This is a genomic window from Agrobacterium sp. 10T429, assembly GCF_056393925.1.
Map to the genome: position 1 here is coordinate 219,309 of NZ_JBFTGV010000005.1, position 17,092 is coordinate 236,400.

The window sequence follows — 17,092 nt, forward strand, 5'->3', positions numbered from 1 at the left end:
TGTTATCCTTTCAGACCTGCCAGCATCACACCGCGAACGATGTAGCGTTGCAGGACGATGAAGACGATAAGGGTTGGGATGGTCGCAATGGCGGCGCCGGTCATGATCATTTCCCACTGGATCTGCTGTTCCACCGCAAAGCTCGATAGGCCGACGGGCAGCGTGTACAGCTCCTTGCTGGTAGTCACGATCAGGGGCCAGAAGAATGCTGTCCAGTTGCCGAGGAAGGTGAAGATTGCAAGCGCCGAAAGGGCAGGCGTCACCAGCGGCAGGGCTACCTTCCACCAGATCTGGAATTCGTTCAGCCCGTCGACACGCGCTGCCTCCAGGAAGTCGTTCGGAACCGTCTCGAAGAACTGCTTCATCAGGAAGGTGCCGAAGGCCGTCATCATTCCCGGGAACATGATGCCCCAGTAGCTGTCGAGCCAGCCAAGCTGGCTGGACATCAGATACCAGGGGATAACAAGCATTTCGGTCGGGATCATCAGTGTGGAAAGGATCGCGAGGAAGATGAAGTAGCGACCGCGAAACTCGAATTTGGCCAGCGTATAACCGACCAGACTGTCGAAGAAGCAGTTGGAGACGGTGACGATGACCGCAACGAACATCGAGTTGAAGAACCAGCGGAGGAAACGGCCGTCGGCCAAGACAGTCATGTAATTCGCAAGCGTCGGTGCTGCGGGAATGAGCCTGAGATCATAGACCTGATCCGCGGTCTTGAACGAGGTCGAAAACATGAAGAGCAGCGGCGAAATCATGATCAGGCCGCCGATGAACAGCAGCGTCCAGGCAAGGATGCGGCCGGGGCGGACGCGGGCGTGGGAGAGTGGCAACGCTTCGCTCATTTCTTTTCCCTCAGAACCCAGAGCTGGACCAGCGACACGACAAGAAGAATGGTGAACAGGACAACCGTCTGCGCGGCGGCATAACCCATCGCATAGGAGTTGAACGCGGTCTGGTAGATCATCAGCACCAGCGGTTTGGTTGAGCCTAGCGGTCCACCCGGATCGTTGGTGGTCATGTTGTAGACCTGATCGAAAATGCGCAGGAACCCGATTGAGGAGAAGACGACCAGGAAAACGGTGGTTGGTTTCAGGAGCGGCAGCGTGATCTTTCGAAGGATCGCCCATTCGCCAAGTCCGTCGATGCGCGCGGCCTCATAAAATGTCGTCGGAATGGAGCGCAGGCCCGCCATGAAGATGATGATCTGGAAACCAAGCCCCGCCCAGATGGACGTCACCATGACCGAATAAAGCGCCTGATCGGTGGAACGGATGAATGGCTGCTGGGGAATTCCGATCATGCCAAGCACGTCGTTGATGATGCCGATCGGCGGCGGCTGATAGAACCAGCGCCAGACCCATGCCATTGCCGCTGCCGTCGTCAGATAGGGCAGGAAATAAAGCGCGCGGATGAAACCGTGCAGGATCCGCACCCGATCCAGATAAAAGGCGATGACGAAAGCCAGAACCAGACTGATGGGCGTGCCGACGATGAGATAGGTGAAGGTGTTCTTGAAAACCTTCCAGAATTGCGGATCCTTGAACAGCTTGACGTAATTGGCAACGCCGATGAACTTTGCCGGGCGCAGCAGGTCCCAGTTGGTGAAGGACAACCAGAAGGCCTGCAACGTCGGGTAAAAACGGATGATGCTGTAAAACAGGATCGGGATAGCAAGAAAGCTCCAGATCCACACAAGCCGTTTCGTGCGCATGGAAAAGCGATCCCCGAAGGAGCCGCCGGGGCGGCCGGATGCCGCCCCCTGTTGATCGATCGCTGTCATGATTGGACCTGCGGTTTTACGGTTTGGCCGCGTCGATGATTTCCTGCTCGGCGCTGGCGGCCTGCTTGATGGACTCCTCGACGGATTGACCCTCGAGCAAAATCCGGTTCGTCATGTCGATGGCGTTCTGCCGCTGGGCTGCCTCATCCATGAACCGTGTCGTATGGGCGTATTCGAGACCCTTCAGGAACGGTGCATAGATCGGGTCTTTCAGGTTCTCCTCGGTCAACGCCGCAGATCGCCGCGCCGGCAACTCGCCAACCGTCTTCAGCCAGATCGCCATGGCTTCCGGTGAGGAGATGTAAGCGAGGAATTTCTTCGACGCTTCCAGTTCTTCACCGGTTGTCTTGGCGCTGATGCCATTGGCGAAATAGCTGGCATAGTTGGAGCGGATATTCTTGTCATTGGTGGGAAGCTCGGTCACGCCCCACTCGAAGTCCTTGATGGTTCTGAAAGATCCAAGCCTGAACGTGCCGTCGATGGTCATGCCTGCCTTGCCCGCACGGAAGGCAGCCTGGCCTTCGTCCATAAAGCCCACCTGACCGATCTTCTTTTCAAGCTGCAGGCTCGTATAGAACTTCAGCGCCTGGATGCCCGCCTCGCTGTCATAGGTGACTTTCTGGTCGTTGTCGGTGTAGGGCTCGCCGCCATATTGGCGGATAAGAACTTCGCGCCACCATTGGTGGTCCTGACCGCCCATATCGAGCGTGGAGCCTGCAACGGTCAGGTTTCCGGCGGCATCGTGCTTGGCGATCTTTTCCGCCGCGGCAACAAATTCGTCCAGCGTCTTCGGCGGATTGGCGGCATCAAGACCGGCTTCCGTGAAGAGCTTCTTGTTGTAGAAAAGTGCGAGCGAGCGAACCGCCGTCGGCAGGCCGTAATAATCGTCGCCGCGCTTCATGGCGCCGACGATGGGGAAAAATTCGCTTTCGATCTTGTCATGCGGGAAAGCGTCTGTCGGCAGCGGCTGCAAGATACCGCCGGCTGCAAACTTGTCGAGCCAGCCGTAGAAGAGCTGCATCACGTCAGGGCCTTTACCGGACATGTTGGCGGCAATCACTCGCGTCTGGTAGTCGGCATAAGGGAAGGTCACCTGTTTGACGGTGATATCCGGATTGGCCTTCTGAAACTCGGCGATAAGCTCGTCCATCGCTTTGACGCGTGTGTCGAAGACATATTGCCAATATTCGATTTCAACCGCCTGCGCGGCGTTGAATGCAAATGTGCTGAAACCGGCGACCAAGCCGGCGAACAAAGTTGCCCTGCGCATGTAAGCCTCCATTTTCTCCGCCCGGTCTTCCGGATGCGGAGTGATCGTTCCCTTTATCCGCGCTTTCGCGCGCGCTCATCGATTTGCCGGCAGCGGGATTTTTACGCGTTCCGCCCCTTGCAATTCTGACCCCCGGTCGCTCTCTACGGTTCTCTGAAGGCGAGCATTTGTCAATAACATAATTTACTTGAATTATTATATTGCGCTTATCCTCACTTCGACGCTATGAATTTTCTAACGGACGGGAAGTTGAAGAGATGACGGTGCACACGGTGGATACCTATCCCGTAGCAATCGGAAAAAATCCTGAGCGCAGCCGCGAACACAACAGGCGAGTCGTCCTCGACATCGTCAGGCGGCACGGCTCGCTCGGTCGCGCCCAGTTAGCCAAGATCACGCATCTCACACCCCAGGCGGTCGCCAATATCGTCGATGAGCTGGTGGGCGAGGGGCTCCTGAAAGAGCTTGGTCGCCGGCGCACCGGCAGGGGCCAGCCGCCGATACAGTTTGCTGTCAACCCGGATGGTGGCGCAACGATCGGGGTGGAGATTGCCGCAGACCATATGGTCACCGTCGGTCTTGATCTGGCCGGCGTGTTGCGCACGCAGCGCGTTACCCCGCTCAAGGACACCACGCCGGACGCCATACTCAAAACCTTTGCGGCGGAACATGCAGCGGTTGCGAAGAATGTCGGGTGCAGGCTGCTTGGCACCGGCGTCGTCATGCCCGGGCCTTTCGAGATTGACGGCATGACGTCTGTCGGTCCGACGACGCTTTCCGGCTGGGTGGGTATCGATGCCCGCCAGATGCTGAGCGATGCCTGCGGCCAACAGGTCGTGGTGGAAAACGATGCGACGGCCGCTGCCGTCGGCGAGCGCCTGTTCGGCGCAGGGCTGGCTATCCCGAATTTCTGCATGATCTATTTCGGCGTCGGTATTGGTCTCGGCATCATCCAGGATGGTTCGCCCTATCGCGGCGCTTTCGGCAACGCCGGCGAAATCGGCCATGTGACGGTCTCGCCCAAGGGAAGGCCTTGCCCGTCTTGCGGGCAAAGAGGTTGCCTGGAGGCCTATGCTTCCGTCTATGTGCTCAAGGAAAAGCTCGTCTGCGCCGGTGTTGCGGACACGGAGCTTGATGATCTTGAAGCCCTGTTCAGCGCGGGCAATCCGGTCGTGATGGAATGGATCGACGAGGCAGCCGTCCATCTGGCGCCCATGGTGGCGATGCTCGAGAACATTCTCGATCCGCAGACGGTCATTCTCGGCGGTGCGCTGCCTGAAAACATCATCAGCGAGATCATTGCGCGGATGGGGCATCTGCCGACTTCGGTTGCAAGCCGGCGGCAAAGAGAGTTGCCGCGCGTCATCCACGGCAAGTCCGGACAGTTGACGGCGGCGCTTGGTGCTGCCGCCTTGCCGCTGTTCGACATTGTCACACCAAAACTTGAGACGTCCCTGGGCGCCGCAGCGCAGGTGCCCGGCTGAATATTGGAGGAGACCGCCCATGCTTAACCCCCGGGAGCGCATCGAACGGCAGATGGCCGATCCATGGCTCGTGCGTCTGCACCGTAAACTGAGCGCACTGAAATCCACTGTCACCGTCATGCACACCGGTGCGCATCCGGACGACGAGCAGAACGGGCTTCTTGCCTATTTCCGGATGGAACTGGGCATGCGGATCATCATCGCCTGCTCGACGCGCGGTGAAGGCGGGCAGAATGCGCTTGGGCCGGAGCGGCTGGGCGCGCTTGGTGTCATCCGGTCGCGGGAGCTGGAGGAGGCGGCCCGCATCATCGATGCGGACATAAGCTGGCTCGGCCATGGCCCGGTGGATATCATCCACGACTTCGGCTTCTCCAAGGATGGCGACCAGACCTTCGGTCGATGGGGGCAGCAGCGCATCGTCGAGCGGCTGGTGCGCGCCTATCGAAAGGAACGGCCTGATATCGTCATTCCGACATTTCTCGATGTGCCGGGACAACACGGGCATCACCGCGCCATGACGCGCGCGGCGAAAAGCGCGATCACGCTGGCGGCCGATCCTGCCGCCTATCCCGAGCATTTCTCCGAGGGGCTGAAGCCGTGGAAGGTGGCCAAATATTATCTTCCTGCATGGTCTGGTGGTGGTGACACCTATGATGACGAGGTGCCTCCGCCGGAAACGACGCTGACAGTCAATGCGGTGGGCAAGGAGCGGGCAACCGGCGCGCAATACGACCGCATCGGCGAATGGTCGCGCTATTATCATGCCTCACAGGGAATGGGGCATTGGCCGAAGCGGGCGCAGGAAGCATGGCCACTGCATCTCGAGCTCTCCAACGTCGCGGGCGGTGAGGAAAGCTCGATCCTCCACAGCCTGCCGTCGTCGCTGGCTGATCTCTCGGCTTTTCCGGGTCTTACCGCCGATTTGGCAAAGGCGCTGGTTGCGGCCGAACAGGCAATCACTGACGCAATCGATGCCTTTCCCGACACGCAGCGGATCACGGCCTCACTTCTGACGGCGGCAGCCCTTTTGCAAGAGGTCGACGAGGCCGCAGCGCAGGACTTCAGGGAGTTGCATGGGCACCGGATCGCGCGCAAACGGGCGCAGGTCGATGCCGCTATCCTGACGGCACTCGATCTTTTCGAGCGGGCCTATGCCGAGCCAGCCGAGATCGTTCCGGGTGGGACGTCATCTCTCTATGTGGAACTCGCGGGAAAGGCGGCTGAATTTGACGTCGAGGTTACCCCGGTCCTTCCGGCTGGCGTATCGTCTTCGGTTCATTCGCGTGGCCAGACAATGGTCTTCTCACTTGCCGCCGATCAGGACGCGGCCGTTTCCGGGCTTTACCAGCCCGACTGGAAAGCCTCAGGCGGCAATGGTCATGCCTCGGTGCGCCTGTCCGTAAGGATTGGAGGCAGGGAGGTTTTGGCCGCTTTCGATCTGGAGGAACCGTTTTTCGTGACGCCGGCGCAGTCGCTGACGATTTCGCCCGATGCGCTTCTGGTTCCACTTGGGCAGGGGCAGGATTCCCATGTTTTTCAGGCACACATAAAGGGTGCCGATGCACCGCTGTCGTTCAGGAGTACGGGTGGCTGGAACCTGCGCAAGACCGGCAATGACTGGATTGCCGAACGTACCGGTGAGACAGCGGTCGGCCTTGCCCAGATCGAAGCGCTTGTCGGTTCGCAACCTGCCTTCCAGATCACGCCCATCGCATATCCGCATATCGGCCGGGCGCGGTTTCTGGCACCCTCCGCTCTGAAAATCCTCTCGCTCGATCTCAAGCTGCCCGAGGGGGCGCGCGTCGGTTATATCGGCGGCGGTGCCGACCGGGTCGGGTCATGGCTTTCGCGCATGGGTCTTGATGTCACCGAACTCGATGCGCAGGCGCTTGGCGGTGATCTCTCGTCCTTCACGACAATCGTTGTCGGCATCTTCGCCTTCGGCATTCGCAAGGATCTGGCTGCGGCAACCGAAAGGCTTCACCGCTTCGTCGAAGAAGGCGGCCATCTTGTCACGCTCTATCACCGGCCGACCGACGGATGGAATCCCGAGACGACGCCCGTCAGGCGGCTTGAGATCGGTAAGCCTTCCCTGCGTTGGCGGGTGACGGACCCTAACGCGGAGGTAACGGTGCTATTGCCCGATCATCCATTGCTTGTCGGGCCCAACACGATCGGTGCTGCCGACTGGACGGGCTGGGACAAGGAGAGAGGGCTCTATTTCGCTGCGCGCTGGGATGATGCTTATGAACCCCTGCTCGCCATGCACGATGTCGATGAACAGCCTCTGAAAGGGGCGCTGGTCTCGGCAGCCATTGGCAAGGGCCGGCATACGCATACAAGCCTCGTGCTGCACCACCAGATGGACAAGCTGGTGCCGGGGGCATTTCGCCTCATGGCCAACCTTGTGCAACCCGCGTGAATGGCCAGGACCAGAGTGAAAAACAGGAAAACCCGCGCGAAAACGATGCTCGCGCGGGCATCGGCTGGCTGCTCATGGATATGGCCCTCGTTTCGGGCGGAATGACGGCCCTGGTCAAGGCGCAGGGTGTGACCTATCCGGCATTTCAGCTCGTCTTCATAAGAGCGATGATCGGCCTGATCTTCATCCTGCCGCTTATCTGGCGACACCGGGGGGAAATGGCGCGCGTCAAATATCCCTGGCGCAACCTTTTCCGAATCTGCTGCAACGCCATTGCACTCACCAGCAATTTCGTCGCCATCACCCTCTTGCCGCTCGCCACCGTCAATGCTGTCGGCTTCTCACGCCCGCTGGTGACGATGGCCATGGCGGTTGTCTTTCTCGGTGAAAAGGTAAGCCGATATCGCTGGGTCGGCGCTTGTCTCGCATTTGTTGGCGTTCTTGTAGTCATCGGGCCGGGCGGCGCGGAGATTAACGCAGGCGTGCTCGTCGTCCTCGTCTCCGTCGTGTTCGGCGCGCTTGCGGTGATCCAGACCCGGGCGCTGCGGCAGGAAAACACCACTGTCATGATGGTGTTCTACACGGTGGGTCTTGCCGTCATTACCGCCGTTCCGGCGATCTGGACGTGGAAACCGGTCATGCCGCTCGACTGGGTGGCGCTGCTCGCCATCGGCCTGCTTGCGCAAATGGGGCAATATTGCTTCCTGCGGGCCTATCGCATCGCTGACGCCAGTGTTCTGGCGCCCGTCGGATATCTGTCGATATTGTTCGTGACCGCTGTGGGATACTTCCTGTTTGACGAGGTGCCCGAAGCCCGTGTTGTTCTTGGCATTGCCATCATTCTCGTCTCCTTGCAGGCAACCGCCTTTGCGGAATATCTTTTGAAGAAGTTGCGCGGCCGGCGGTGAAAGGTGCCGCTTTTATCTTTGACGCGCCAGAACGCTCAGCCGGATCCAGCCCAGTGTCGCGCGCTTGAAGCGATCGTAAAACGAACGGGCAAACCGCACATATCGCATGATCCATGCGAACCAGGCGTAGGTGAGGAGCTTCTCCCGACCGGCGTGGTAAATGCGCTCGACAATCAGGAATGTGGCGAGGTGAGCGAGGATCGTCAGCGCAATTCCCGTTTTGACGGTGCCGTGCGCGATGAGGAGCAGGCCGATGATTTTCATCGGTTCGGCGATGGCAAATGGCACCGCCAGCAAAAGAAGAATGGCAAGACGCGGCAATCCGCCAATTCGGCTTTCCAGTTTCCTGATGAATGTCAGTCTGGATATCGCCTTGATGATCGGCCGATAAAGCGGGCGAAAAATGCCGTCGAGGATCAGGGCAAACACGATGATTGCCCGAAGCGGAAAGATGAGGATCTTCCTGATCTTGTTGTTCACCTCATTCGGTCTCCAAAAGGGGCTGTATCGCCAATTCTTAATCGCCTGAAACGTGGCAAAACGAAGTTGTTTTTTACGATCTGCTCTGCTGAACGCTAGCATACATGCCGGTGGTGCGGAATTCGCTTGGATTGATGCCATATAGCCTGCGAAAGACCTTCGAGAAATAGTTCGGGTCTTCGAAGCCGCATAGCACGGATACCTCCTTGATGGGGATGTTTTCGGCTGTGGTGAGAAGCTTCGCTGCCCGCCTCAACCGTCGCTGCAATACAAATTCGGCCGGTGGCAGGCCTTCGCTTGCCGTGAAGATGCGGGAAAAATGCGCACGGCTGAGGCCGGCGACGGCGGCAAGATCGCTGACGGAAAGACGCTCTCCGAGATGCCCGTCTATATAGCTCAGCACCTGCTGCATGGTGCGATATTCACCGCCAAAGGAGGGATGCGAGCCGAACACGTCGTCATAAAGCGTCATCGCCGCCTCATAGGCGACGGCGGAGGCCGCCCCTGGTGTTTCCGCGCCGTTGACGAGGCGCGAGCAACAATGGGCGAGATGATCGACGGTTTCCTGTTGCAGCTTGAGGATCGGCCCAGTGACGGCAAGAATATTGCGGTGAATGCGCAAGGCCTCTTCGCCATTCATGGAGATCCAGAAGAACTCCCATTGCTTTCCCGCTTCCAGCCAGTAGCGATGATTGTGCGGGATGAGCAACAGGAGGGTTTCGCCCGGCTTCACCACGTAATGACGGTTCTCGTAACGAAGGTTTCCCTGTCCGCCAATGCAATATTGCAGCACAGTGAATGGTGTCTGTCCGCGCTTTCGTCCGTCCCAGTCATAATTGCCACTGCTGCGGATTTCATAGCCGCTGCTGGTGGGCATTGTGTGCAGGGTCTGGCGGCCGCGGGGCAGCGAGACGGTCCGCATCCCCGGCCCCTGATCGATCAAATCGCGCAGCACAAAATTACCCATGAAAGCATAATCCTTCTCTGGTTCCGCTCGTCATTATACGCATAATCCCGAACCGAGGAGACAGCCAGCGCGATATTGTTGCGGAGAATTTTTCAGGAGTGCCGGTTTTCCGGGGTTCTTACAGGTATATTCTCGCATCGCCTTATTATGATCGTTTGGCCCGTTTCACCCGTTCGATTTGCAACAGAGGTGGCGTTATGAGTTTCAAAATCGCTATAATCGGCGCCGGAAGCGTCGGATTCACGAAAAAACTGTTCACCGATCTTTTGTGCGTGCCGGAGTTTCGCGACATCGAGGTCGCGCTGACGGATATCAGCCAGCACAATCTGGATATGATCAGGGCGATCCTCGACAAGGTCGTGGAGGCCAACGGTTTTCCGGTGAAAGTGACAGCGCATACCGACCGCCGTCGCGCGCTTGAGGGTGCGAAATACATCATAAGCTGTGTGCGGGTCGGCGGTCTGGAAGCCTATGCGGACGACATCCGTATTCCGCTGAAATACGGGATCGACCAGTGCGTCGGTGACACCATCTGCGCCGGCGGCATTCTCTACGGCCAGCGTAACATTCCGGTCATTCTGGATTTCTGCAAGGATATCCGCGAGGTCGCCGCACCCGGTGCCAAGTTCCTGAATTACGCCAACCCCATGGCCATGAATACATGGGCAGCCATCGAATACGGCAAGGTGGATACGGTCGGTCTTTGCCACGGTGTGCAGCACGGTGCGGAGCAGATCGCTGAAATTCTCGGCGCAAAATCCCCGTCCGAACTTGATTACATCTGCTCGGGCATCAACCACCAGACATGGTTCATCGATCTAAGGCTTAATGGCCGCAAGATCGGCAAAGAAGAGCTGGTCGCCGCTTTCGAGGCGCATCCGGTTTTCTCACAGCAGGAAAAGCTGCGCATCGACGTGCTTAAGCGCTTCGGTGTCTATTCGACGGAGAGCAACGGCCATCTGTCCGAATATCTGCCGTGGTACCGCAAGCGCCCGGATGAAATCGCCCGCTGGATCGATATGTCGGACTGGATTCACGGCGAAACCGGCGGTTATCTGCGCCACTCCACCGAGACGCGGAACTGGTTCGAAACGGAATTCCCGCAGTTCCTGGCGTCAGCCGCCAAGCCCATCGAACCGGAGAAGCGCTCCAACGAACATGCGAGCCACATTCTCGAAGCGCTTGAAACCGGGCGTGTCTATCGCGGCCACTTCAACGTCAAGAACAATGGCGTCATAACCAACCTTCCTTCTGATGCGATCATTGAGTCGCCCGGTTTCGTGGATCGTTTCGGCATCAACATGGTCTCGGGTATCACGCTGCCGGAAGCCTGCGCGGCGACCTGCATGGCGTCTATCAACGTGCAGCGCATGTCGGTACATGCGGCGGTCAGCGGCGATATCGATCTTCTGAAGCTTGCCGTGCTGCATGACCCGCTAGTCGGCGCCGTCGCCACTCCGGAGGAGGTCTGGCAGATGGTGGACGAGATGGTTGTCGCACAGGCGCGCTGGCTGCCGCAATATGCGGATGCCGTGCCTGATGCCAAGGAGCGGCTTGCGAAATCCACCGTCAAGACCCGCGACTGGGCGGGTGCGGCGCGCCGCAATGTGCGCTCAATCGAGGAACTACGGGCCGAGAAATCGGCGCTGAAAAAGGCCGTTTGAAGGAATAGGCATGGGAACAGGCCGGTGGTGAAAAGGGAGTTCGCCGCCGTGGCTATCGCGACAACAGAGGGTGGGCGGTCGAAGAGCTGCCATTTGGGAGGAATGACGATGCAACTTCAACGCAAGATCGGTATCATCTCGGCATTGGGTCTTGGTGTTTCGATGATCGCACTCAGTGCGAACGCCTTCGAAACCACCACGCCGCCGGAGCCGCCGCAGTTTCCGGCGGAAGGCAAGATCGATTATGTGGCGCGCGACTCGATCCTCGAATTCAAGGCCCTGCCGAGCTACAGCGAGCCGGACTGGATCACCGAAAAATTCGAGAAGACAGGCAAGCTGCCGCCCTTGAAGGAACGCTTGCCTGAGGAGCCGCTGGTCTACAAGACCGGTAACATGGTGGATGGCATCGGCGTTTATGGCGATACGATGCGCCATGTGATCGGCGGACGGCCCGAAGGCTGGAACTACATTGCCGGCCAGAGCCAGGGCTGGGGCGGCATCGATATTGCGCTTTCCGAATGCCTGACGCGCACAGCGCCGCTGTTTCAGGTGAATGCCAAGGACACCGAACCGCTGCCCAATCTCGCCAAAGGCTGGGAATGGTCGCAGGATGGCCACAAGCTGACGATGCATCTGGTCAAGGGTGCCAAATGGTCTGACGGTGTGCCGTTCAACGCCGATGACGTCATGTTCTACTGGGAAGACGCGGTTCTCGATCCCAACGTGTCGCCGCTCGGCGGCGGCGCGTCGCCTGAAGCCTTCGGCGAAGGCACCACGCTCAAAAAGATCGATGACTATACGGTGGAGTGGACTTTCAAGACCGCTTTCCCGAAGCAATATCTCTATACCATGGCTTATCCGAGCTTCTGCCCCGGACCGGCGCATATTCTGAAACCACAGCACCCGAAATATTCCAAGAACACCTATAACCAGTTCAAGAACGCCTTTCCGCCGGAATATATGAACATCCCTGTCATGGGTGGTTGGGTGCCGGTGGAATATCGCCCCGACGACATCATCGTGCTCAGGCGCAACCCATACTACTGGAAGGTCGACGAGAAGGGCCAGCAGCTGCCTTATCTCAACGAGCTTCATTACAAGCTCTCCACCTGGGCCGATCGCGATGTGCAGGCTGTGGCGGGATCGGGCGATTTCTCCAATCTCGAGCAGCCGGAAAATTTTGTCGCTTCGCTGAAACGCGCAGCTGACCCGAATGCGCCGGCTCGCCTTGCCTTCGGGCCGCGCCTGATCGGCTATAATCTGCAGATGAACTTTTCCGCCAATGGCTGGGGCAATCCGGACGAGCGCGGGCAGGCCATTCGCGAGCTGAACCGCAACGAGGTGTTCCGTCAGGCGGTGACCTCGGCCCTCGACCGCAAGGCAATCGGCGACTCGCTCGTCAAGGGCCCGTTCACGGCGATCTATCCGGGTGGCATTTCCTCGGGCACCGGTTTTTACGATCGCAATTCAACGGTCTATTACCCCTTCAACCTTAAGGAAGCGAAAGCCGCCCTTGCATCAATTGGCCTGAAGGACACCGACGGCGACGGCTTCTTGAACTTCCCGAAGGAGACACTGGGCGGACGAAACGTTGAGATCATTCTTCTGGTCAATAACGGCTACACAACGGACAAGAGCATTGCGGAAGGCCTTGTCGGGCAAATGGCGAAACTTGGCCTTCGCCTCGTCATCAACAGCCTTGATTCCAACCAGCGCGATGCGGCCCATTATGGCGGTCAGTTCGACTGGCTGGTGCGCCGCAACTCCACCGAGCTTTCGTCCGTGGTGCAGAATACCGAGCAGTTGGCACCCGTTGGCCCGCGCACCAGCTGGAACCATCGCGCACCTGAAGGCAAGGAACTGGATCTGATGCCGTTCGAAAAGGAGATGGCCGATATCGTGCGCAAATTCATCTCCTCGCAGGACAATGCCGAGCGGGCGGAACTGATGAAGCAATATCAGAAGGTCTACACGCAGAACCTCTACACGATCGGGCTTACCGAATATCCCGGCGCGCTCATCGTGAACAAGCGGTTCTCGAATGTGCCGCAGGGCACGCCGATCTTCATGTTCAACTGGGCTGAAGACGCCATCATCCGCGAACGCCTTTGGGTCGCGGCCGACAAGCAGGGCAAATACGAGCTTTTCCCCGAGCAGCTTCCCGGCAAGCCGGGTGAGGGCGGCCCGATCAACTAGAACTCCTCCCGGAGAAAACCCGGTACCGGTCGCGCGTGAAGCGCGGCCGGAGACACACGGACTAGCCAAGCGGAGGATACCCGTTCGATGCTGAGATTCCTGACAATACGCATAGGCTCCGCCATTCCGGTGCTGCTTATCCTGAGCGTGGTGACATTCGCCATCATTCAGGCGCCACCCGGCGACTATGCTGACTACATCCGCTCGCAATTGATGAACCAGGGCGGTGCGTCCTTCGAACAGGCGGAAGCGCAGGCGCAGGCCTACCGCATCGAACACGGTCTCGATAAGCCGATCGTCGTGCAATATTTCAACTGGATCGGCGGCATCATCACACGCGGCGATTTCGGCTACAGCTTCTATTACAACAAGCCGGTTGCCGATGTGGTCGGCGAACGCCTGCCGCGCACCATCGCACTCGCCCTTGTCTGCCACATTCTTTCATCGCTTCTCGGCATCGGTTTCGGTATCTGGGCTGCCACCAGACAATATTCCTGGATCGATAATCTGCTTTCGACCGTCGCCTTCCTCGGCATGACCATTCCGCGCTTCCTGATGGCGCTGATCCTCGTCTACCTGATGGTGTTTCATTTCGACGTGTCGGAAATCGGCAGCTTCTTTTCGCCGCAATATGGCGGTGCGCCATGGTCATGGGGGAAGTTCGTCGATCTCGTCAGCCATGTCTGGCCGGTGGTTGCCATCGCCGTTTTCGGTGGACTTGCCTATAATATGCGGGTGATGCGCGGCAATCTGCTGGATACGCTGAACGCCCAATATGTGGAGACGGCGCGCGCCAAGGGCCTTTCGGAAGGCGCGGTCATCATGCGCCACGCCGTGCCGAACGCCGTGCATCCGCTCATTATGTATCAGGGCGTCGTGCTGCCCTACATGCTGAGCGGCGAAATCGAAACTGCGATCATCTTTGCGCTGCCGACCGTCGGTCCCGCCATCGTCGGGTCCATGGCGGTCGGCGATGTCTATGTCACCGCAACCTTCATGATGGTGCTGGCCGCCACGCTCATCATCGGCAACATCATCGCCGACATGCTGCTCGCCATGCTCGACCCGCGTGTGCGCGAATTCGGGAGGGCTTGAGATGGTGGCCGTTGACGAACTCAAGAATGAATCGGCTGCCGCACCCAAGCCCGAGCGGGTTGTTCAGGGTAACGAGACCTATCTCGCTCTGGTGTGGCGGCGCCTCAGACGCTCTTTCACCGGCATGGTGGGGCTGGTGCTGGTGGTGCTGTTGATCACGATCTCAGTCTTCGCCGATTTCTTCGCGCCGATGAACCCGCTCGAAACCAATGACAGTTTCTCCCCGCCGCAGGTGGTGCGGTTCTCCGACAAGGACGGCAATATCAGCCTGTTCCCTCGGGTCTATGCTACCGCTGAAACGGACGAGCTCGATCCGGTGACCTTCCAGCCTATCGTCGGCCCGGATTACGACAATCCGCTTTATCTCGGCTTTTTCGTGAAAGGCGCGGAATATCGACTGCTCGGCCTCATCCCGGCAAACCGGCACTTCTTCGGCACCACGGACGGGCAGCCGGTGCATTTTCTCGGAACCGACAAGTTCGGACGCGATGTGCTGTCACGCGCCATTTATGGATCGCGCATCTCGCTTGCCATCGCGCTCAGTGTCGTCACCATCGTTACCGTCATCGGCACCAGCGTCGGGTTGATCTCAGGATATTTCGGCGGGCCGCTGGATGCCTGGGTGCAGCGTTTCGTGGAAGTGGTTCTGGCCTTTCCACAATTGCCGCTCTATCTCGCCTTGACGTCGCTTATCCCGGTCACTGCCCCGACGACTGTTTTCCTCCTCTTCGTGGTCGGCGTCATGTCAGCGCTCGGCTGGGCGCAGATGTCTCGCGAGGTGCGCGGCAAGACGCTGGCGCTGGCGCGTATCGACTATGTCCGCGCCGCGATTGCCGTCGGCGCCACCGACCGGCGCATTATCTTCCAGCACATCCTGCCGAATGTGATGAGCCATGTGATCGTTGCCGTCACGCTGCATATTCCAAGCGTCGTGCTGCTCGAATCCTTCCTTGGCTTTCTCGGTTTCGCGGTCAAGCCGCCGCTGATCTCCTGGGGGCTGATGCTTCAGGATACGGCCACCTATTCTGTCATTGGTTCCTATCCATGGATCCTTGCGCCGGTCGGCTTTGTGCTGGTCACCGTTTTTGCCTTCAACGCGCTGGGCGATGGCCTTCGCGATGCTGTCGATCCCTATTGAGAGGAGCGTAACATGGTTGCTGCACAGAACACCTACGCCCCTGCCATCCGCTTCGATGCTGATAATCGAAACGACCAGGCCATCATCGATGCACGCAATATTGCCGTGACTTTCAAGGTTGAGCACGGCACGGTGGAGGCAGTGAAGGACATTTCCTTCCAGCTTTACCGGGGGGAGACGATCGCCATCGTTGGCGAATCCGGTTCGGGAAAATCGGTGACCGCCCGCACCATCATGGGGCTTTTGACGAAGCGGGCCTCGGTTTCGAAAACCGCGACCGTTCGCTTCAACGGCGACGACATCCTGAAATTTTCAAGCCGCCAGCGGCGGGCGTTGCGCGGCAATCGTATCTCGATGATCTTTCAGGAGCCGATGAGTTCGCTGAACCCGATCTATACGATCGGCAGTCAGATCGTCGAGGCGATCCGCGTCCACTCGAAGCTGAGCAAGAAGCAGGCCGAGGCGAGGGCGCTCGATCTTTTGCGGCAGGTGCAGATTCCGGAACCCGAGGCGCGGCTGAAGCAATATCCGCACCAGCTTTCCGGCGGTCAACGACAGCGTGTCATGATCGCCATGGCGCTCTCCAACGATCCGGATGTTCTGATCGCCGACGAACCCACCACAGCACTGGATGTGACAGTACAGGCGCAGATCCTCAACCTCATACGCGATCTGCAGAAGAAGCGCGGCATGGCCGTGGTGCTCATCACCCATGACCTGACGATCGTGAAGCAGTTTTCCGATTACGTCTACGTCATGCAGCATGGCGAGATGCGTGAGCACAACACCACTGAGCGGCTGTTTGCAGCGCCGAAGCACCCCTATACCCGAAAGCTGCTTGCTTCCGAGCCGCATGGCACCGCCAAACCATTGCCGGAAAATTCCGGTGTGCTGCTGACGGCGAATGGCGTGCGGGTGTCGTTCATGATGCGCTACGGTGGCCTGTTCAAGCCGGAATTGAGGGAACTTGTTGCCGTCGACGATCTTGGTCTAGCCCTCAAGCGCCATGAAACGCTGGGAATTGTCGGCGAATCCGGGTCTGGCAAAACGACCTTTGGCCAATCCCTGTTGCGGCTGAACGAGCCGGTGGCCGGAGAGGTGATTTTCGATGGCGAGAGGGTCGACGGCCGCTCCCGGTCTCAAATGCGGCCTCTGCGCTCACGCATGCAGGTCGTCTTTCAGGACCCGTTCGCCTCGCTCAATCCACGCATGACCATCGGCCAGATCATCGAGGAAGGGCTGGTTATCAACGGGCTTGGTAAAACCAAGGCCGAAAGGCTGGAGCGGGTGCGCGACGCGCTGGAGGCGGCAGGCATGCCCGGCAACATCCTCTCGCGTTTCCCGCACGAGTTCTCCGGCGGCCAGCGCCAGCGCATCGCCATTGCGCGTGCAGTCGCGCTGGAGCCGGAATTCATCCTGCTCGATGAACCAACCTCGGCGCTCGACCTTTCCGTTCAGGCGCAGATCATAGACCTGCTTCGCAAGCTGCAGGACGAGCGCGGCTTGAGTTACCTGTTCATCTCGCACGACCTGAAGGTCGTTCGCGCTCTCTGCCACCGCGTCATCGTCATGCAGCGCGGCAGGATCGTGGAGGAAGGCCCCGTCGAGGAGGTGCTGAACCGCCCGAAAACCGAATACACCCAGCGGCTCGTCCGGGCCGCCTTTGAAATCGCATAGTTCAAGAT

General features: G+C 58.9%; 13 protein-coding genes. 8 read left to right on the top strand and 5 right to left on the bottom strand.

The annotated features are described in order from the left end of the window. Positions 1-2 precede the first annotated feature (2 nt). From AC1DCP_RS14025 to AC1DCP_RS14035, 3 genes are read right to left on the bottom strand one after another with little or no spacing between them, the layout of a single operon-like run. Positions 3-845: a carbohydrate ABC transporter permease gene (locus AC1DCP_RS14025; protein WP_013761103.1), complete on the bottom strand. Its 843-nt coding sequence runs from the start codon at positions 843-845 to the stop codon at positions 3-5. Then, the gene (locus tag AC1DCP_RS14030; protein ID WP_004431252.1) at positions 842-1,783 is read right to left on the bottom strand and encodes a carbohydrate ABC transporter permease; all 942 of its coding nucleotides are present in this window, start codon (positions 1,781-1,783) and stop codon (positions 842-844) included. The genes AC1DCP_RS14025 and AC1DCP_RS14030 overlap by 4 nt, the downstream gene beginning before the upstream one ends. Positions 1,784-1,799: 16 nt before the next feature. Continuing rightward, a complete protein-coding gene (locus tag AC1DCP_RS14035; protein ID WP_019566690.1) occupies positions 1,800-3,065 on the bottom strand; it encodes an extracellular solute-binding protein in 1,266 nt (421 codons plus the stop codon). Positions 3,066-3,310: 245 nt separating this feature from the next. On the opposite strand from AC1DCP_RS14035, the gene AC1DCP_RS14040 reads away from it, so the two are divergent. Genes AC1DCP_RS14040 through AC1DCP_RS14050 form a run of 3 tightly spaced genes read left to right on the top strand, consistent with a single transcriptional unit; the run spans position 3,311 to position 7,867 of the window. Further along, positions 3,311-4,537 carry an ROK family transcriptional regulator gene (locus AC1DCP_RS14040; RefSeq protein ID WP_013761100.1) on the top strand — a complete coding sequence of 409 codons (1,227 nt, stop codon included), beginning with the start codon at positions 3,311-3,313 and terminating at the stop codon, positions 4,535-4,537. A gap of 19 nt (positions 4,538-4,556) precedes the next feature. Continuing rightward, positions 4,557-6,959, top strand: a complete 2,403-nt coding sequence (locus AC1DCP_RS14045) for a PIG-L family deacetylase (protein ID WP_476774357.1) — start codon at positions 4,557-4,559, stop codon at positions 6,957-6,959. Beyond that, positions 6,956-7,867, top strand: a complete 912-nt coding sequence (locus AC1DCP_RS14050) for a DMT family transporter (protein ID WP_035200396.1) — start codon at positions 6,956-6,958, stop codon at positions 7,865-7,867. The genes AC1DCP_RS14045 and AC1DCP_RS14050 overlap by 4 nt, the downstream gene beginning before the upstream one ends. Positions 7,868-7,879: 12 nt before the next feature. Here the strand turns inward: AC1DCP_RS14050 and AC1DCP_RS14055 are convergent, their stop codons facing one another. Next, complete coding sequence (locus AC1DCP_RS14055; RefSeq protein WP_035200397.1) at positions 7,880-8,347, bottom strand: hypothetical protein; 468 nt, start codon at positions 8,345-8,347, stop codon at positions 7,880-7,882. A gap of 73 nt (positions 8,348-8,420) precedes the next feature. Then, on the bottom strand, positions 8,421-9,314 hold the full coding sequence (locus AC1DCP_RS14060; RefSeq protein WP_013761096.1) for an AraC family transcriptional regulator: 894 nt from the start codon (positions 9,312-9,314) through the stop codon (positions 8,421-8,423). A 197-nt stretch (positions 9,315-9,511) separates the two neighbouring features. Between AC1DCP_RS14060 and melA the strand changes: the two genes are divergently transcribed. From melA to AC1DCP_RS14085, 5 genes are all read left to right on the top strand, one after another. Next, positions 9,512-10,978 (top strand): alpha-glucosidase/alpha-galactosidase, encoded by a 1,467-nt coding sequence (melA, locus tag AC1DCP_RS14065; protein WP_013761095.1) that lies wholly within the window; start codon positions 9,512-9,514, stop codon positions 10,976-10,978. Positions 10,979-11,086: 108 nt separating this feature from the next. Next, complete coding sequence (locus AC1DCP_RS14070) at positions 11,087-13,174, top strand: ABC transporter substrate-binding protein (protein WP_476774358.1); 2,088 nt, start codon at positions 11,087-11,089, stop codon at positions 13,172-13,174. A gap of 87 nt (positions 13,175-13,261) precedes the next feature. Further along, a complete protein-coding gene (locus tag AC1DCP_RS14075) occupies positions 13,262-14,269 on the top strand; it encodes an ABC transporter permease (RefSeq protein ID WP_004431273.1) in 1,008 nt (335 codons plus the stop codon). A 1-nt stretch (position 14,270) separates the two neighbouring features. After that, a complete protein-coding gene (locus tag AC1DCP_RS14080; RefSeq protein ID WP_149916230.1) occupies positions 14,271-15,407 on the top strand; it encodes an ABC transporter permease in 1,137 nt (378 codons plus the stop codon). 12 nt (positions 15,408-15,419) lie between these two features. Continuing rightward, positions 15,420-17,084, top strand: a complete 1,665-nt coding sequence (locus AC1DCP_RS14085) for an ABC transporter ATP-binding protein (RefSeq protein ID WP_149916231.1) — start codon at positions 15,420-15,422, stop codon at positions 17,082-17,084. Positions 17,085-17,092 lie beyond the last annotated feature (8 nt).